General features: G+C 64.2%; 12 protein-coding genes and 3 pseudogenes. 6 read left to right on the top strand and 9 right to left on the bottom strand.

The window, feature by feature from the left end; all coding sequences use genetic code 11:
- Positions 1 to 45: 45 nt before the first annotated feature.
- The 6 genes and pseudogenes from QCM77_RS17120 to QCM77_RS17095 form a co-directional block, all read right to left on the bottom strand.
- Positions 46 to 1,881, bottom strand: coding sequence for a caspase family protein (locus QCM77_RS17120; RefSeq protein ID WP_279660721.1), 1,836 nt, complete (start codon positions 1,879 to 1,881; stop codon positions 46 to 48).
- Positions 1,881 to 3,731 carry a caspase family protein gene (locus QCM77_RS17115; RefSeq protein ID WP_279660720.1) on the bottom strand — a complete coding sequence of 617 codons (1,851 nt, stop codon included), beginning with the start codon at positions 3,729 to 3,731 and terminating at the stop codon, positions 1,881 to 1,883. Before QCM77_RS17115 ends, QCM77_RS17120 begins: the two co-directional genes overlap by 1 nt.
- 39 nt (positions 3,732 to 3,770) lie before the next feature.
- Positions 3,771 to 5,624, bottom strand: a complete 1,854-nt coding sequence (locus QCM77_RS17110; RefSeq protein ID WP_279660719.1) for a caspase family protein — start codon at positions 5,622 to 5,624, stop codon at positions 3,771 to 3,773.
- Between the two features lie 129 nt (positions 5,625 to 5,753).
- A pseudogene (locus tag QCM77_RS17105) lies at positions 5,754 to 5,960 on the bottom strand (hypothetical protein); the annotation flags it as partial.
- Between the two features lie 10 nt (positions 5,961 to 5,970).
- A pseudogene (locus QCM77_RS17100) lies at positions 5,971 to 7,266 on the bottom strand (sensor histidine kinase); the annotation flags it as partial.
- Between the two features lie 93 nt (positions 7,267 to 7,359).
- A pseudogene (locus tag QCM77_RS17095) lies at positions 7,360 to 7,824 on the bottom strand (CHASE3 domain-containing protein); the annotation flags it as partial.
- Positions 7,825 to 8,043: 219 nt separating this feature from the next.
- On the opposite strand from QCM77_RS17095, the gene QCM77_RS17090 reads away from it, so the two are divergent.
- Positions 8,044 to 9,402, top strand: a complete 1,359-nt coding sequence (locus tag QCM77_RS17090) for an ABC transporter substrate-binding protein (protein WP_279660718.1) — start codon at positions 8,044 to 8,046, stop codon at positions 9,400 to 9,402.
- 69 nt (positions 9,403 to 9,471) lie between these two features.
- Here QCM77_RS17090 and QCM77_RS17085 read toward each other — a convergent pair whose 3' ends face one another.
- Positions 9,472 to 11,379, bottom strand: coding sequence for an acyl-CoA synthetase (locus QCM77_RS17085; protein WP_279660717.1), 1,908 nt, complete (start codon positions 11,377 to 11,379; stop codon positions 9,472 to 9,474).
- Between the two features lie 248 nt (positions 11,380 to 11,627).
- Here QCM77_RS17085 and QCM77_RS17080 point away from each other — a divergent pair, with 248 nt between their 5' ends.
- Both QCM77_RS17080 and QCM77_RS17075 read left to right on the top strand, forming a co-directional pair.
- Positions 11,628 to 12,725 (top strand): SecDF P1 head subdomain-containing protein, encoded by a 1,098-nt coding sequence (locus tag QCM77_RS17080; protein WP_279660716.1) that lies wholly within the window; start codon positions 11,628 to 11,630, stop codon positions 12,723 to 12,725.
- Positions 12,726 to 13,002: 277 nt separating this feature from the next.
- On the top strand, positions 13,003 to 13,809 hold the full coding sequence (locus QCM77_RS17075; protein WP_279660715.1) for a Crp/Fnr family transcriptional regulator: 807 nt from the start codon (positions 13,003 to 13,005) through the stop codon (positions 13,807 to 13,809).
- 13 nt (positions 13,810 to 13,822) lie between these two features.
- Here QCM77_RS17075 and QCM77_RS17070 read toward each other — a convergent pair whose 3' ends face one another.
- Entirely contained in the window at positions 13,823 to 14,464 is a 642-nt protein-coding gene (locus QCM77_RS17070; protein WP_279660714.1) for a glutathione S-transferase family protein, read from the bottom strand.
- Positions 14,465 to 14,726: 262 nt separating this feature from the next.
- Positions 14,727 to 15,278, bottom strand: coding sequence for a cytochrome b (locus QCM77_RS17065; RefSeq protein WP_279660713.1), 552 nt, complete (start codon positions 15,276 to 15,278; stop codon positions 14,727 to 14,729).
- A gap of 173 nt (positions 15,279 to 15,451) precedes the next feature.
- Between QCM77_RS17065 and murI the strand changes: the two genes are divergently transcribed.
- The 3 genes from murI (at position 15,452) to QCM77_RS17050 (ending at position 17,553) form a co-directional block, all read left to right on the top strand.
- Positions 15,452 to 16,249: a glutamate racemase gene (murI, locus tag QCM77_RS17060; protein WP_279660712.1), complete on the top strand. Its 798-nt coding sequence runs from the start codon at positions 15,452 to 15,454 to the stop codon at positions 16,247 to 16,249.
- Positions 16,250 to 16,320: 71 nt separating this feature from the next.
- Positions 16,321 to 17,094, top strand: coding sequence for an HpcH/HpaI aldolase family protein (locus tag QCM77_RS17055; RefSeq protein WP_279660711.1), 774 nt, complete (start codon positions 16,321 to 16,323; stop codon positions 17,092 to 17,094).
- Positions 17,095 to 17,169: 75 nt separating this feature from the next.
- Positions 17,170 to 17,553 carry a cupin domain-containing protein gene (locus QCM77_RS17050; RefSeq protein ID WP_279660710.1) on the top strand — a complete coding sequence of 128 codons (384 nt, stop codon included), beginning with the start codon at positions 17,170 to 17,172 and terminating at the stop codon, positions 17,551 to 17,553.
- Positions 17,554 to 17,581: the final 28 nt, after the last annotated feature.

Genomic DNA, 17,581 nt, shown 5'->3' with positions numbered 1-17,581 from the left:
AGTGGGTTATTCGGCTGAGGGCGCAAACGCACCACTCTCCAAGGTTCAGTGGCACACCTCCACCTGTGACATGCCGGCGCTCCCGGGCCTTGGATCGCGCTCGATGCGACAACCCTTAGCAACCGGCCTACATCCGGCGCTGTTGCAAATCATCTGCCCGGATGCCTGTGATTTCGGCGCAGCAGATTCTGCTTCCTTCCGGCCTTGGTCGCGCTTCCTGGAGTCCTCGCGCGTCGCAACAGGCTTCTTCTCCGGAATTTTCTCGCACTCATTGTCATCACCGACGTGATAGCCGGCGCGGCAGGTGATCTTCACGCATTGATCGCCATCGGCCTTGAAGCCGAAATTGCAAACGAGCGGGCAGACGCGGCCCGGCTTTGCTTTCAGCGCATCGAGCGCGTCGACGCTCGCAAGCTTCGCGTCGAGCTGGGTGCCGGCATATTTGTTGAACAGCGTCAGCGAGCGCTGCGAGGCGGCGCTCCAGTCGCCGTCGGCGGCGGCCGAAAGACAGCCGACACGGCGCAATTCACTCTGCACGGATTTCGTGAGGTCGCCGGCTGGCGGAGCACTTGGCGGCGGCGCCAGCGCAGCGACCTTCTTGCTCTCGGCATCAGCCGCCTGCTTGTCCGCGGCCTGCTTCGCCGCGATCTCGGCCGCCGCCTTCTCGAGCGCCCGCTTCTCCGCGAGCGACTTGGCCGCGGCAGCTTCCGCCGCCCTACGCTCGCGTTCGGCCGCCTCCGCCTTGGCCTGCTCGATCTGCTTGGCCTTCTCGGCCGCGATCCTCGCTTCTTCCGCGGCTTTGGCAGCGACGGCAGCTTTCTCCAGCTCGGCCTTCTGGGCTCGTTCGGCGGCGAGCCTCACTTTCTCCTGTTCGGCCAGACGCGCCTTCTCCGTCGCCACCGTGCGATCCTCCTCGGCGGCAATCTTCTTCAACTGCACGCGGGCGAGGTTGGCGTAGAAGCCGTCCGGATAGGTCTGCAGGAATGCTTCCCAGGCTTCACGCAGGCCGGCCTGAAGAGCAAGCTCGTAGTCTTTGCGCACACTGTCCTGTGGATTTGCCTGCGGACCGGCTGCGGCGGCCGGCCTTGCCGGCACCAGCGGCACGTCGCTGCCGCCCAGGGAGCCATAGACATACGGCTCCTGCTTGTTGCCGGTCTTCCTCAAGACGTCGTCACGGACAAACCCGAACGCCTTGCGCAGGTCGAGCCCGGGCTTTGGCAGATGATCGGTCAGCGCGACTGCAAACGGGCTGTTGCGGGAGTCGCCATCGGACGCCGTCGACCCCGCTTTGGCCGCAAACGCGATCATCGTGTTCGGACTGGTCGGCTCGACCTTGGCAAGCCCGCCACCAATCGCGCGCGAGGCCAGGGTGCGCTTCATCGTCTTGGCAAAGGGATTGTCGCGACAGGCATCGAGGATGACGAGCCGAAGCTGCTTGGCCGGTTCGACCGCATACAGCGCGCGGTCGAGCGCAATCGTCTCGTCGAGCACGTCGCCGTCGGTTTCCAGCATGGCATCGGTCGGAACGAGGTAGTTACTGCCGTCCAGCTCGATGCCGTGGCCCGCATAATAGATCACCGCCATGTCGGCATCGCGCGTCCTGGCCGCGAAATCGCGTAGCGATCGCCGCATTTCGCTGGCGTTGAGGTCCAGCCTGATCTCGACCGTATCGAAGCCCGCATTCCTGAACATGCCGCCGACCAGCCCGGCGTCGTTCACCGGGTTCGCGAGCCGCGGCGCGTTCTTGTAGGCGGAATTGCCGATCACGAGCGCGACGCGCTTGTCGGCGACAGCCGGGCTGCAGCCGAGCCAGCTTGCAAGAACAAGAGAAGCAAGAGCTCTGAGCCCGATGGCGGAAGTCCGAAAATTGTGTTTCGTCATCAATTGCATATTTCGGCGGGTATCTTGACCGTAGGAGTGGCTGGATGATTGGCCGTCCCGAGCCGGCATCCCTTGGCGATCGGCCTGCATCCGGCGTTGTTGCAGATCATTTGCCCGGAGGCCTGCGGCGTCGACGGCGCGGACTCTGTTTGCTTCCGGTCCGTATCCCGCCTCCTCGAATCTTCGCGCGTTGCGACCGGCTTCTTCTCCTGAATCTTCTCGCATTCATTGTCATCGCCGACGCGATAGCCGGCGCGGCAGGTGATCTTCACGCATTGATCGCCGTCTGCCTTGGAGCCGAAATTGCACACGAGCGGGCAGACCCGTCCGGGCTTGGCTTTCAGGGCATCGAGTGCGTCGATGCTGGCGAGCTTCGCGTCGAACTGGGTGCCGGCATATTTGTTGAACAGCGTCAGCGAGCGCTGCGATGCGGCGCTCCAGTCGCCGTCGGCCGCAGCCGAAAGACAGCCGACACGGCGCAATTCGCTCTGCACGGATTTCGCCAGATCGGCTGCCGAAAGCGTGGATGCCGGCGCGGACGAAAGCGCGGCCACCGTCTCGGTCCCGGCCTGCGGCAGCTGTCGATCGGCTGCTGGCTTTGCGGCCGGCTCCGCCGACGCCCTCTCGGCGGCCTGCTTGGCGGCAAGCTCGGCCTTGGCCTTCTCCGCCGCCTGCTTCTCAGCCTGCGCCCTTGCTGCGGCGGCCTCGGCTACCTTGCGCTGCTGCTCGGCCGCCTCAGTCCTCGCCTGCTCGATTTGCTTTTGCTTCTCCGCCGCGATCCGCGCCTCTTCGGCGGCCTTGGCCGCCGCAGCCGCCTTGTCCTGCTCGGCCTTCTGGGCGCGTTCGGCAATGAGCCTTGCCTTCTCCTGCTCGGCCGCCTTCGCCTTCTGCTCAGCCGTCGCGCGCGTCTCCTCGGCGGCGATCTTGTTCAACTGACCCTTGGCGAGATTCGCATAGAACCCCTCGGGATATTGCGCCAGGAAGGCTTCCCAGCCGTCCCGCGTGCCGAGCTGGAGCGCAAGTTCATAGTCTCGCCTGAGCTCGGACTGCGGATTTGCCTGCGGACCGGTTGCGACCGGCTTGGCAGGAACCAGCGGCACGTCATCGCCGCCCAGCGAGCCATACACGAAGGGCTCCTGCTTGTTCGCGGTGCTCTTCAGCACGTCATCGCGCACGAAGCCGAACGCCTTGCGCAGGTCCAGGCCGGGCTTTGGGAGGTGGTCTACAAGAGCCGTGGCGAACGGGCTGTTTCTGGAATCGCCATCGGACGCCGTCGATCCCGCCTTGGCCGCGAAGGCGATCATGGTGTTGGGGCTGGTCGGCTCGACCTTCGCGAGCCCGCGCCCGATCGCTCGCGAGGCAACCGTGCGCTTCATCGTCTTGGCAAACGGATTGTCGCGACAGGCATCGAGAATGACGAGCCGAAGCTGCTTGGCAGGCTCGATGCTCACCAGCACGCGATCGATCGGCAGCGCCTCGTCATAAACGTCGGTATCGGTCTCGAGAGCGGCATCGATCGGAATCAGGTAGTTGGTGCCGTCCACCTCGAGGCCATGGCCTGCGTAGTAGATGACCGCGACATCGGCATCTCGCGTCCGCGCGCCGAACTCGCGCAGCGCCTTGCGCATCTCGGGCGCGTTCAAGTCCTGCCTGACGTCAACCGTGTCGAAGCCGGCCTTCTTCAACATTCCGCCGATCAAGCCGGCATCGCTCACCGGGTTGGCAAGCTTCGGCACGCTCTTGTAGGCCGAATTGCCAATGACGAGCGCGACCCGCCTCTCGGCATGAGCCGGTCCACAGGCCAGCCAGAGACCGAATATCAATAATGCAAGGTTTCGGAAGACAATCATGAAAAACGCCCAGCCTTATACGGCCATTCCCTTGATACCCTAATTACAGACTTCGTAGTTGCCGCCGGTCGCGCCATTTGGGCTGGCCCTTCCGGGGATTTGCCCGTTGACGAGCCTGCATCCCTTCTGCACCGGCCGGCATCCGGCAGAACTGCAATAAATCTGTCCCGAGGCCTGCGGCGTCGATGGCGCAGCTTCCGTTTGTTTTCGATCCGAATCCCGCCGCCGTGAATCCTCGCGCGTCGCCACCGGCTTCTTCTCCGGTATCTTCTCGCATTCATTGTCATCGCCGACGCGATAGCCGGCGCGGCAGGTGATCTTCACGCATTGATCGCCGTCTGCCTTGGAGCCGAAATTGCACACGAGCGGGCAGACCCGTCCGGGCTTGGCTTTCAGGGCATCGAGGGCGTCGATACTGGCGAGCTTCGCGTCGAACTGGGTGCCGGCATATTTGTTGAACAGCGTCAGCGAGCGCTGCGATGCGGCGCTCCAGTCGCCGTCGGCGGTGGCGGACAGGCAACCGACGCGGCGTAATTCGCTCTGCAGGGACTTCGTGAGGTCAACCGCGGACAAGTTCGATGTCGGCGCAGGCGAAAGGGCGGCGACTTTCTGATCCGCTTCGGGCATCTGCCGCTCGGCTGCCGGCTTTGCGGCCTGCTCCGCCTTCTCGGCGGCCTGCCTGGCGGCGAGTTCAGCTTTGGCCTTCTCCGCCGCCTGCTTTTCGGCCTGTGCTTTTGCCGCGGCAGCCTCGGCCACCTTGCGCTGCTGCTCGGCCGCCTCCGTCCTCGCCTGCTCGATCTGCTTCTGCTTCTCCGCCGCGATCCGCGCTTCTTCGGCGGCCTTGGCCGCCGCGGCCGCCTTGTCCTGCTCGGCCTTCTGGGCGCGTTCGGCAATAAGCCTTGCCTTCTGCTGCTCGGCCGCATTCGCTTTTTGCTCGGCCGACGCGCGCGTCTCTTCAGCGGCTATCTTGTTCAACTGGCCCTTGGCCAGGTTGGCATAGAAACCTTCGGGGTATTGCGCCAGGAAGGCTTCCCAGGCGTCGCGCGTGGCGAGCTGAAGCGCGAGCTCGTAATCCCTGCGAATAGCATCCTGGGGATTTGCCTGCGGCCCGGTCGCGGCCGGTTTGACCGCAACCAATGGCACGTCGTCGCCGCCGAGCGAGCCGTAGACATAGGGCTCCTGCTTGTAGCCGGTGCTCTTGAGCACGTCGTCGCGCACGAAGCCGAACGCCTTACGCAGATCGAGGCCCGGCTTCGGAAGATGCTCGACCAAAGCGACGGCGAACGGGCTGTTCTTGGAGTCACCGTCGGACGCGGTCGAACCGGCCTTCGCGGCGAAGGCGATCATGGTATTGGGGCTGGTCGGCTCGACCTTGGCGAGCCCGCGTCCGATCGCGCGCGACGCCAGCGTGCGCTTCATCGTCTTGGAAAACGGATTGTCACGGCAAGCGTCCAGGATGATCAGGCGCAGCTGCTTGGCAGGCTCGACCGCGAACAGCGCGCGCTCCACCGGAATGGTCTCATCGAGCACGTCGCCGTCGGTCTCCAGCGTCGCGTCGGTTGGTATGAGATAGTTGGTGCCTTCGAGCTCGATGCCGTGGCCGGCGTAGTAGATGACCGCCACGTCGGCATCGCGCGTCCTGCCGGCAAACTCACGCAACATGCGCCGCATCTCGCTGGCGCTGAGATCCAGCCTGACGTCCACGGAATCGAAGCCGGCCTTCTTGAACATGCCGCCGACGAGGGTGGCGTCGTTCACGGGATTGCCGAGCTTGGGCGCGCTCTTGTAGGCGGAATTGCCGATCACAAGCGCGACCCGCCGATCGGCATGTGCCGGTCCGCAGGAAAGGCCAATGGCAAAAATCAACAAAGCAAATAGCCGAAACGGAATCACTTGCGTCCCCCCGGATGCAATTCCACGAGACTATTCGGACCATCGCTCAATTGCCAATTCTTCCTATGTGATGTCTGTCACATAAGCAGCTTGGACAGCTTTATTTTCAGTGCGGCGAAGCGTCACCCCTCAGTCGAGATGAGCCCAAGGCCTGATGCTCTCGGGTTGTCTACGCGTCACCAACGGCACGAGCAGCGTGTGCACCTCATCTGCTACTACCTCGCGTTGGTCCGCCTGCGGGTTCGCATGCGTGACGGTGGCAATCGAGCCGTGGCTGCCATGGGCGCCGACCCTCACCTTGCAATCGATACCGGCCTCGGTCAGAGGCGCGGGCACTGCAGAGCCGTCATCGAGCCGCAGAGCGTAGACCCATTGGCTCATCCGCCCTGATCGGGCGAGATGTGGTCTGCTCTGACGCGAGAGGCAGGGTGAACTGGAAGACGGCGCCCCGAGGCTCGTTTGCGCCGGCCCACATCCGTCCGCCATGCGCCTCGATGATCGAGCGGCAGATGGCGAGGCCCATCCCCATACCTGTGGGCTTGGTGGTATAGAAGGCTTCGAACAGGCGCTCCGCGTTCTTCGGATCCAGCCCTGGACCGGAATCCCGCAAGGTGACGTGCACGCCGTCCGATGCATCCCGACCGGTGCTGATCAGCAACTCGCGTCCCCCCTCGCCGACGGCGGCCATCGCCTCGATCGCGTTGACAATCAGGTTGAGCACCACTTGCTGAAGTTGAACCCGATCTGCCTGAATGGGCGGCAAGTCCTCGGCAAATTGCGTTCGCACCGAGACGCCGTTCTTGAACGCTTCGCTACGGGTCAGAGCGATGACGTCAAGCACCGCCTGGTTGATCTCCAGATTCTCCTTTTGCGGGGGCGCGTTCCTGATAAGCGCCCGGATCCGACTGATGATATCGCCGGCTCGCGTGCCGTCACTGGTGATCCAGTTGAACGTCTGTCGAACCCGCTCCAGATTTGGCGGTTGGGCCTCCAGCCAATTCAACCCGGCCTCGGCGTTCGCCACGATCGCGGCGATCGGCTGGTTGACTTCATGGGCAATCGAAGCGGTTAGTTGCCCCATCGTGGTGACGCGATTTGCGTGCGCGAGTTCCATCAGGGCTTCACGGTAGCGCCGCTCGTTTTCGCGGGCTTCGGCTTCGGCCCGCTTGAGAGCCGTCAGATCAAGGACAAAGCCGACGCCATTATCCGTAGCTTCCCCAAACATGGTTCCGCCGACCAGCACCGGCACACGGCTTCCGTCCTTCCGCACATACTCCTTCTCGAATGGTTGGGCCGTCCCGACCCGCTTCAATTCGGCCACGGTATGCAGGTCGCGGTCGCGCCATTCCGGCGGCGTGAGGTCGGTCCGATGCAGGCGCCCTGAGGCGAGATCCTCCCGGTCGTATCCCACGATGCGCAGGAATGCATCGTTGGCCTCGAGAATGCGCCCCTCGACTTCCCAGATGATGATGCCGATGATGTTGGCATCGAACAGGCGCCTGATCTTGATATCTCGTGCAGCAAGGTCACTGTGGAGCTGGATGTTCTCCTCGGTCGCCTTTCTCCGCCGTTTCGCTTCGAGCCGCGCGAGCGCCAGCGCCGCTCCGGCCAGCGCGACGACGAGGACGACGGCGCCGGCGATCAGCCAGGTCCAGCGTCGCTCGAATGCTTCGGCGCGCGCCTCCCGATCGGCGAGCCGAAAGCGCTCGTGATCCACCATTTGGTCGATTTGCGAGCGGATCTCGTCCATGCTGCGGATCATTGCCAACGCGGCCAGCCCGGACGTGCCGGCCGACTTCAGCAGCTCGTCGATCTCTCGCAGCGTTGCTGCAACGGTCAGTGCCAGATGTCCGGCCCGAAGGCCCTGCAACGGATCGTCCGCGACCAGTATCTGCAGTGCCTGAGCGTCCCGTCGTACACCTTCATCCGAGACGCCGTAGGCCTTGAGATAGGCGGGGTCGCGGGTCATGAGATACCCGCGCCTTTCGGTCTCCAGCTCCGCGACGATCGCCCGCAGCCGATCGAGCGTTTCGAGTACCTGGCGGCTATGCTCGGTGAAGTGATGAGCTGCTTGCCGCTCCTGCCAATACTGCAGGCCGAGGAGGCTCGTCGCGGCAAACAAGGCCACGAGCACTGCGACCGCAAGGATCAGCGGACGAGCAAACCATCGCACAGACAGGGCCGGAGCAGGGGCTGACATTTGCCTAGGGTCATGCTCGCGTGACCGGTGCGTCTTCTGGTGCCGAGGCCAGAGCATTGCTAGGATGATAGCATGGATAGGCCCGCATGGGTGAGCCGGGAAACTGACTAGGTTACATCGGCTTCGGACCCCGTAAGTCGTCTGGCGAAGGCCACGATGTCGCAGGGTGCGGCCCCGCTCACGTGTCGTGAATGACTACCTTGGTGAAGGAGCATTAGCATGGCGCAGGATGAGAACTCACCGAACCGTCAAATGCCGGCCAGCCGGCGCAGTTTCGTCAAGGGATTGGGCGCGGCGGGGGCGGTGCTGCCGGCCCTTTGCGTGCTGTCGCGGTGGAGTTTTGCCCAGGATGCCTCCGCGATCGACTGGAAGCAATTTGCGGGACAGACGATCGCGCTTTCGGGCGCGATCCATCCATGGTCGAATGCGATCGCGCCGCTGTTGCCGGAGTTCACCATACTCACCGGCATCAACGTCACCATCGATTTCCAACTGGAAACCACGTATCTCGGCGTGCTGCCGATCAGGCTCGCCCGCGGCAGCAGCACGCCCGACGTCTTCATGTTCACGACCTATGGCCAGGGCATCTCGAACGGATGGCTGGAGCCACTGAATGGCTATTATTCCAACAGGTCGCTGACCGACCCTGTCTGGTATGACGAAAGCGACCTGCTCAAGACGGCCCGAGCCTTCCCGCTGTGGTCGGACGGCGAAAGGTACGCCGTCCCGATTACCTCAGAGGCGATGACCCTGTTCATCAACAGGGATGCGCTGGCAGCCAGGGACCAGCCGATTCCCCAGACTTTCGACGAGCTGCTTGTCGCCGCCAAGGCGGTCAAGACCAACGGGATGTCGGGGATCGCCATGCGGGCCCAGGCCGGCGGCAATTCCTCCCCACCGGCCATGGGCTTCGTGTTTTCCTACGGTGGGGCCATGGTCGAGCACAACAGGGTCGCTTTCGCGAGCCCGGAGGCGATCGCGGCCATCGAGATGTACGGACAGCTGCTCAGCCAGGCCGGGCCTGCCGGCGTCGGCAGTTATGAATGGTACAACGTGCTGGACGACTTCCTGCAGGGGCGGACGGCGATGGCAATCGACAGTAGCAACTTCGCTACCGACATCTCCAATCCAGCGAAAAGCCGTGTCGCCAAGCAGGCTGGGTTTGCAACCTTTCCGCATCTCGCCGGGCGCAGACCCGTCCCCTTCATGTCGCACTGGCAGGCGTGCATCAATTCCAGATCCCGAAACAAGCGGGCGGCTTTCCTGTTCCTGCTCTGGGCGACGAGCAAGGCGACCTCGTTGCGGACTGCTGCAGCGGGGCTGGCGACGACACGCGTGTCGGCCTGGTCGAGCGAGAGCTTCAAGAAGGCGTTCGGCTCGCAGGCAGCAGAGGCGGCGCTGGCCAATTTGCAGGATGCCGATGTCGACCGCGCCAAGGCGATCCTTTTCCATCCGCAATCGAGATCGATCATGGACGCCTTCATGATCGGCGTGAATGAAGTGGTCAACGGTGCGAGATCGGCGAAGGATGCGATGACGGGCGCCGCCGAAAGGGCCAATGCGGCGATCCGCGGGTAGCGGCGATGCGCTGTCCGATCGGAAGAGATGGGACCGCGCCGTGCGCGGCCCCATCGGGCTTACCCCGGTTTAGCCGAAAACCACCTCATGCCGCATCACGAATGGGTCGAGCAGCTTGTGCACCTCGTCGGCAACCGTCCCCCGCTTGTCCTCCGGCGTGCCCACAACCGTCACGGTTGCGATCGAGCCGTGGCTGCCATGGGCGCCAACCCTGACCTTGCAGTCGATGCCGCGCTCGGCGAGCGGTGTCAGCACCTTCGTGAACACGCGCTGGGCTGCGTCCCAGCGCAGCTGCGGCTTGAACACTTTGCCGACGCCCGTCACCGGCATCGGATTGATCGGGATGACCTGCACCGGGACAGCCGCGCGCTCCGGCGTACGCTCGCGCACCCATGTCTCCAGCTCACCCGGTTCGACGGTCGCGCCCGGCTTCAGCTGCACGTAACCCACCGGCAGCTCGCCGGCATAAGCATCGGGCTGGCCGACCACCGCAGCAAAACCGACGGCGGGATGGCGGAACATGATCTCCTCGATCGGCGCCGGATCGATGTTGTGACCGCCGCGGATCACGAGATCCTTGGCGCGGCCGGTGATCCAGAGATAGCCGTCAGCATCAAGCCGGCCGAGATCGCCGGAATTGACCCAGACCTCATCGACGAAAGCACCCTGGTTGTGCGCGTCGTTGAGATAGCCGCTGAACACGCCGGGCCCGGCCATAATGACGACGCCGATCTCGTCCGGCGCGCAGTCGCGGATCAGGCCGCCTTCGGCATCGAGCTGGACGATGCGGACCCGCGCGTAAGGCATGGGAAGGCCGACCGAGCCGAGCCGGATCGGCCGCGATGGATAGGCCAGGGTGTGCACGCTCGAGGTCTCGGTCATGCCGTAGACCTCGACGACCGGCAGCTTGAGCTTGTCCTGGATCGCAGACCCCACCGCGACCGGGATCGCCGAGCCGCCACCGGCTGCATATTTCAGGCTGGAGATGTCGGCATTGCCGCGCGGCACCGCGAGCGTTGCGGCGAGCACCGTCGGCACGCTCGACAGCGCCTCCGGCTTGAAGCGCTCGACCAGTTGCCAGATGTTCTTCACCGCATTCGGATTGCGCCAGCCGCTCGGCGACAGCACGACCAGCGAGCCGCCGGCAGACAGCGTCAGCAGCACCTGCGTCAGCGATCCACCGACGTGAAACAGCGGCATGCCGAACAGCATGTTGGCGCCGGGCTTCGACCTCAGCAGCAGATTGAGCGCCCAGGCCTGATAGACCTGATTGGCGTGGGTGTGCCGCACCAGCTTCGGCGTGCCGGTGGTGCCGCCGGTGTGGAAATAAGCGGCGATGTCGTGGCCTGCGATCTTGCGCCCGCTGATCAGCCGGTCGGACGGCTGCTGCTTGATCAGGTCGCTGAAGGCATAGATGCCGTTCGCCGGATCGCCGCCGCCGAACACCTGCACGATCGCCTTGAGGTGCTTGAGTTGCGGGCGGATCTGTTCGACCTTCTGCCAGATGTCGGTGCCGGGCATCGGTCCGAGCGCTACCAGGATTTTCGTGTTCGCGGCTTCCAGAATCTCCACGATCTGGTGTGGCTCGAGCAGCGGGTTGACGGGGTTGGCAATGCCCGCGGCCTCCGCGCCGAACAGTGTCACGAAGGCGTCGGGCACCAGCGGCAACATGAAGCTGATGACGTCGCCCTTCTCCGCGCCAAGCGCGTGAAACATGTTGGCGGCTTGCGTCACGCGCGCGATGAAGTCGCGGTAGGTGACGACGACTGGCGTGTCGGCTGGATCGGCGTTTTGCAGGAACTGGATCGCCGCCCCGTCGGGGTTACGCGCCGCACCGAGCCTGATGGCGTCAAAGGTGCTCTCGGCCGCGACGCGATCGGCGTAGGGGACCTGTTCGAAGGCACGAACCTCCGCGTCCGTCGCCAGATCCGGATAGTCGTCGCCGATGAGCCGATCGAGCGCGTGGATGCCCGCCATGGAATTCCGTCCTCCCTCAGATGCATGTCCCCGCGCCCTGTCTTTTGACTTTTTGGGTTGGCGAGGCCTCGACCGATGGCCGGTCGAGCACGGACAGAATGATGGATGATTTGGCGTTCGTCCATGACCTAACGGCTACGGTCGTAGCACTTGGGTGCGCGGCCTTTGAACCTACGCGGCCGATCCGGGGACCAAGAACATGCATCGGATTCGCCTGCCAGCGTCCTGCCGCAAGACTTGAGGTGATCATGACTACGCCCCCGCAGGACCGTGCCACACGGCTGATCGTCGCACTCACCATGACGTCGGCGATCATGACATCGGCGTTCGCCTTGCCCCGCGCGGCACACGCGGAGGACGGCCAGTTCGACAAGATGCGCGCCAAGATCGCGGCCTTCGTCGCCGACAAGATGGAGAAGCTCGGCGGGTCACGCATCGTCTACAAGGTGGACAGCTCTGGCCTGCGCGAGAGCGTCGTCACGGATCTGCGCGACGACGTCTACAAGAACCTGCGCGAGGGCAAGATCGCCTTCTCCAATCTTGCGATCCGCGACGGCGGCGTCGATGTAAAGATCGCGGACGCCAAAGGCCGCGATCAGCTCGCGCGCAAGCTCGCCGCAGCCGCGGACGGACTGCCCTCGCATGCGCTCGCCGTGACCGACGGCAGCGACGGAGCGGTCAGGCTCGCGCCGACCGATGCCGCATCCGCGGCACGGCTGAATGAACTCGTCGAAGATTCCATCGCCATGATCGAGCAGCGCCTCAAGGATTCCAGCATCAAGCTTGTCAGCGTCGTCCCTGACGGGACCGACCGCATCCGCATCTTCCTGCCCGGTGTGACCGACCCCGAGCGCATCACCGCGATCTTCGCCCGGAAGGTCAAGGTCAGCTTCCGCCCGGTGGATGCTTCGATGTCACCGGAGCAGGCGCAATCCGGCACGCCGCCCGAGGGCTCCGAAGTCCTGCTCGGCTTCAAGGACAAGCGGCCCTATCTGGTCGCCAAGGACAGCGTACTCGACGGCGAAGACATCAATTATGCGGCGCCCGGCTTTGCGGCCGGCACCAAGGATCCGGTCGCCTCGTTCCGCTTCAACGGACGCGGCACGCGGCGCTTCGCCCACGTCACGGAAGAGAACGTCGGCAGATCCTTCACCATCGTGCTCGACGACAAGGTGATCTCCGCCCCCGTGATCCGCGAGCCCATCACCGGCGGCTCGGTCCAGATCTCCGGTAATTTCACCCTCGAGGAGGCCAACAGCGTCGCCATGCTGCTTCGCGCCGGCGCGCTGCCCGGACACCTGTCCCTCGTCGAGCAGCAGGTCATTCAGCCCGCCGCCAAGCCCTGAGGCGGAGATAGCCCCGCGCCCCCGCCGTGCCGGGGCGCCCAAGTCCGTCCAAAGTCCGTTCGCGACGCCCAAGCCTGCGCCCCGGCGGCCCGAATCACGGGCCGCACCGAGGCCATCCGGGCAACCAACGGGCAATTGCCGAAACGCCCGATCAGGCTAAAATTTGCCTCTTGCGGCATGACGGCCGGAGGCTTCATTCAAGCGGTCGTCATTCGATTTCGGTTATACGTGTCGAGAATACCGACCAGGACTGAAGGCCTTACGCGGGGATAGTACCATGCCGTCCGGCAGCGCAGACATTTCGTCGATCCTCGACCGCATTCTCGATGCGGCGACGGATAACCTCAAGATCGCGAAGATCCTGGTCCAGATGGGCCTAGATCCAAACAACGTTACCTACGACGCGATCTTCAATCGACTGCTGGAGATCTTTGTCCAGAACATCACGCTGGCCAATATGTTCGCTGCGGTCGGCGCCGGCTTCTTCGTCGCCACCCTCTTGATGCGGACGATGGTGCCGCTGCGCGTCGCCAACATGGTCGGTTGCGCGTTCTTCGCCGTTTTCGGCGCGCTTTCGGCCAACGTCTCGACGTTCCTACTCTATCTGCTGCTGCTTCCGATCAACGCCGTGCGGCTGCGGCAGATGCTCAAGCTCGTCAAGAAGGCGCGCCATGCGGCCGAAGGCGACATGTCGATCGAATGGCTCAAGCCGTTCATGACCGAGCGCAAATATCGCCGCGGCGACACGCTGTTCAAGCTGGGCGATCCAGCCAAGGAGATGCTCCTGACCGTCACCGGCAAGTTCCTGGTCAAGGAGATCAACGTCGAGATCGGGCCCGGCGCGCTGATGGGGGAGCTCGGCTTCCTGACGCCGGACAACCGGCGCACCGGAACGATCGAATGCATCGAAGACGGTCAGGTGCTGACGATCACCTATGACCGTTTGCTCGAGATCTACTTCCAGGATCCGCAATTCGGCTATTACTTCCTGGTGCTGACCAGCCAGCGCCTGCTGCAAAACATCGATCGCTTGCAGAAGCAGCTGGCGACGGAGCGTGGCGCCACCACGAACAGGATCGCGTGATCGATTGCACGGCTCAGTTCAAGAGCAGCGCCATGCCCGGGTCGCCCTTCTCCATCGCACGCCGATAGGCCGCCCGCGCGCCGATGCGGCCGAGATAGTTCACCACGTTCGGGCAGCGCGAGAGATCATAGGACTGGAAATAGCGCATCGTGGTGAGCGAGAAGCCCATCATGATGTCGGCGGTGGTGAAGGTGTCGCCAGCAAGATATTCGGCGTCGCGAAGGCGCGCATCGACCAGATCGAAGGCGCGGTCGATGCGCCCGCTGGTCGCGACCAGCATCGGATTGTCCTCGGCGAGCTTGAGCCGGTTCAGGATCATCAGCCGGCCCATGCCCGCTTGCAGCGTGCCGTTGGCGAAGTGAAACCAGTACAGGAACTGCGCGAAATCAGGATCATCAGGGCGGAGCACAAGACGGCCCTCGCCATATTTGGCCATGATATAATCGACGATCGCGCCGGATTCGGCGAGCACGAGATCGCCGTCGGCGATGACGGGCGCCGCCCCGATCGGATGCAGCGCCTTGTATTCGGCCGGGGCCAGCATGGTGACGGGATCGCGCGTGTAGCGCTTCAACTCGTAGGGAATCCCCAGCTCCTCGCACAGCCAGACGATACGCTCGGACTGCGACTTGCCGAGGTGATGGACGGTGAGCATGGCGTCTCCTGCGAGTCGTGAGTTTGATCAGTCGTGGCGCCGCATCATACTCCGTTATTGCGAGCGCAGCGACGATGTGGAAGCGATGGCATATCCATCACCGCCACCCTGAGGTAGCCGCTTCTTCAGCGGCCCTCGAAGGGCGACGGCCAGCCTGCATCCCGGCCGCTCATCCTTCGAGGCTCGCCGCGCAGTGAATCTGCACTGCGCAACTCGCGCCTCAGGATGACGGAATTAACAAGAGAGCGGCGCAAGACGGCCCCTACCCCGCCTCGTCCGTCACCATCCGCGCCACGACGCGGTCGCGACGGATGAAGTGGTGCCAGAGGGCGGCGATTACGTGAACCGCGATCAAGGCGAGCAGCACGTAAGCGAAGAGGATGTGGCGATCCTCATAGGCGCCCGCGGCCGCGCGGTCGGGAGCCGTGAATTGCGGCACGTGAAACAGGCCGAAGAAGTCCGAATAATCAGGCGCGTGCGCACCGGAATGCGCCCAGCCGAGCATGGTGACGACGATGACGGCGAGGTAGAGCGCGCCGTGGCTGACATGGGCCGCAACCTTCTGCCAGCGCGAGGTCTCGGCCGGAAGGGCCGGTGTCGGGTTGATGAGGCGCCACACCAGGCGCAGCACGGTGAGCAGCAGGATCACATAGCCGATATCGGCGTGGATCGAGCGGTAGAAGAAGCGGTCGGGACGCGCCGGGATGTGGTTCATCCACCAGCCGAAGCCGATCATGCCGATGATGGTCAGCGCCAAAATCCAGTGCAGCCACCGGGAAACGCTGCCCCAGCCGTTACTGGCGTTTCCGATCATGTCGGCTCTCCGGAGTTTTGCGGGCCTGTCCCTATCCCCACCGCAGTACGGCAGCTGATACCGGCAACATGCGGCAATCGTGAAATTGAATCGTTCCAAATTGGCCCCAGGCGCCCCTGCCGCAAAACCGCCCCAAAAACCGAATGGTAACCATGGCGGGCTAGAGTAACGACGTGACCAATTCCCCGACGATCCTGGTGTTCGATTCCGGCCTTGGCGGGCTCACGGTCCTGCGGGAGGTCGTGGCCGCGCGCCCCGATGCGCATTACATCTATGTCGCCGACGACGCCTTTTTCCCCTACGGCCACCACGGCGAGGACGAGATCATCGCCCGCGTGGTGCCGCTGATGGGGGAATTGATCGGCACGCACGATCCTAACCTCGTCGTCATCGCCTGCAACACGGCGTCCACCCTGGTCCTATCGCATCTGCGCGCCGCTTATTCCCTGCCCTTCGTCGGCACGGTGCCCGCGATCAAGCCGGCCTGTGCGCAGTCGAGGAGCCGGCGCGTGTCGGTGCTCGGCACCAAGGGCACGGTGAAGCGCGAATACACCAAGGCGCTGATCCGCGATTTCGCGCTGGGTTGCGAGGTGACACTGGTCGGCTCGCCCGAGCTGGCGGCGCTGGCTGAAGCCGAGCTCAGCGGCTCTTCCGTCAGCGACGACGCCATCCTCGCCGAGCTCGCCCCGTGTTTCGTCGGCGATGCCGGGGACGCGGGCGCGCGCACCGACACGGTGGTGCTTGCCTGCACGCATTATCCGCTGCTGCTCGACCGGCTGATAAAGCTCGCGCCCTGGCCGGTGGACTGGATTGATCCGGCGCCCGCGATCGCCCGCCGCGTCTCGGATCTGCTCGGCCCGCACACCGGTGGCATCGCGCAATCCGGCGCCGAGATGATCTTCACCTCGAACCGCGTGCATGGCCTTTCCGCCACGCTGACGCCGTTCTTCGGTGGCCGCATTCCCGCCTGACCTTGCGCCTCGACGGAGCGCTGCTAGGCTCCGCCGTCGTCATTATCGCCAAGATTATCGCAAGGCTTCCCATGTCGGTCCCCGCAACGCCGCTCAACCGCCTCCGCCAGCTCTGGCGCGAGGGTCGTCCCGCTTTCGGCGCGATCGCGACGATCCCGAGCGTGCAGACCGTGCAGATCATGGCCCGCTCGCTCGACTGGATCATCGTCGATCTCGAGCACGGCCCGATTGGATTGACCGAAGCGCATGCGATGATCGCGGCCACCACCGGCACACCGTGCACGCCATTGGTGCGGATCGCGGCGAACGAGCCGTGGCTTGCGAAGGCACCGATGGACATCGGCGCCTTCGGCATCAATTTCCCGATGATCACCAATCGCGCCGAAGCCGAGAAGGCGGTCCGCAGCGTGCGCTATCCGCCGCGCGGCGATCGGCTCTGGGGTCCGTTCCACGCGCCATTCCGCTGGGGCCAGTCGATGCCGGACTACATGGCGAGCGCCGACGACGAGATGATCTGCATGATCACCATCGAGCACGTCGACGCGGTCAACCGCATCGACGAGATCATGGCGACGCCAGGCATCGACGTTGCTGTGATCGGCCCCGGCGATCTCGCCACCTCCATCAACAAGCGCGGACAGATGGACGATCCGGAATTGCTGGAGCTGGTGGCGCGGGCCGAGGCCGGCATCCTCAGAAGCGGTGTGCCGATCGGCGGCGTGGCCCGCACCGCCGACCAGGCCAATGCTCTGATCAACCGCGGCTACCGCGCGATCGCGCTCGGCTTCGACTGGTCGCTGTTCCAGCGCGGCATCGTGGCGGCGTTCGAAGGGATCAAACGTTAGCCATTGAGCCTTGCCATTGAGCCTTGCCGGGAACCGCGGCGCTGCTAGGGTCGGCCGTTCCAGGGAGGAAAAACCATGCTCAGAAAGACTTTGCTCGCTCTCGCCTTCACCGCCATCGCTTTCACGGCCTTCGCCCAGCAGCCCGGCATCAAGCGCACCCCGCTCCAGAAGATCGAATTTCCGGACGGCTATACGACCGTGACCGCCATCGCCGAGATAGCTCCCGGCGGCGCCGCCGGCCGCCACACCCATCCCGGAGTCGAGACCGGCTATGTGCTGGAGGGTGAGGTGGAGCTGCTCATTGACGGACAGCCGGCAAAGCAGTTGAAGGCTGGCGATTCCTACGTGATCCCGGCGGGCGTCGTGCACGACGCCAAGACCCATGGCGATAAATCGTTGAAAATCATGGGTATTTACATCTTCGACAAGACCAAGCCGCTGGCCTCGCCGGCGCCCTGATGCGGCGAACCGACCGGCCTCAAGCGGG

The organism is Bradyrhizobium nivariense (genome assembly GCF_029846695.2).
Lineage (GTDB): Bacteria > Pseudomonadota > Alphaproteobacteria > Rhizobiales > Xanthobacteraceae > Bradyrhizobium.
This window is presented reverse-complemented; position numbering and strand designations above follow the sequence as displayed.

Coding starts and splice junctions, on each gene's coding strand:
- QCM77_RS17080 (WP_279660716.1), top strand. CDS start 11,628: ATGACTACGCCCCCGCAGGACCGTGCCACACGGCTGATCGTCGCACTC.
- QCM77_RS17085 (WP_279660717.1), bottom strand. CDS start 11,379: ATGGCGGGCATCCACGCGCTCGATCGGCTCATCGGCGACGACTATCCG.
- QCM77_RS17120 (WP_279660721.1), bottom strand. CDS start 1,881: ATGACGAAACACAATTTTCGGACTTCCGCCATCGGGCTCAGAGCTCTT.
- QCM77_RS17115 (WP_279660720.1), bottom strand. CDS start 3,731: ATGATTGTCTTCCGAAACCTTGCATTATTGATATTCGGTCTCTGGCTG.
- QCM77_RS17075 (WP_279660715.1), top strand. CDS start 13,003: ATGCCGTCCGGCAGCGCAGACATTTCGTCGATCCTCGACCGCATTCTC.
- QCM77_RS17050 (WP_279660710.1), top strand. CDS start 17,170: ATGCTCAGAAAGACTTTGCTCGCTCTCGCCTTCACCGCCATCGCTTTC.
- QCM77_RS17090 (WP_279660718.1), top strand. CDS start 8,044: ATGGCGCAGGATGAGAACTCACCGAACCGTCAAATGCCGGCCAGCCGG.
- QCM77_RS17055 (WP_279660711.1), top strand. CDS start 16,321: ATGTCGGTCCCCGCAACGCCGCTCAACCGCCTCCGCCAGCTCTGGCGC.
- QCM77_RS17065 (WP_279660713.1), bottom strand. CDS start 15,278: ATGATCGGAAACGCCAGTAACGGCTGGGGCAGCGTTTCCCGGTGGCTG.
- QCM77_RS17070 (WP_279660714.1), bottom strand. CDS start 14,464: ATGCTCACCGTCCATCACCTCGGCAAGTCGCAGTCCGAGCGTATCGTC.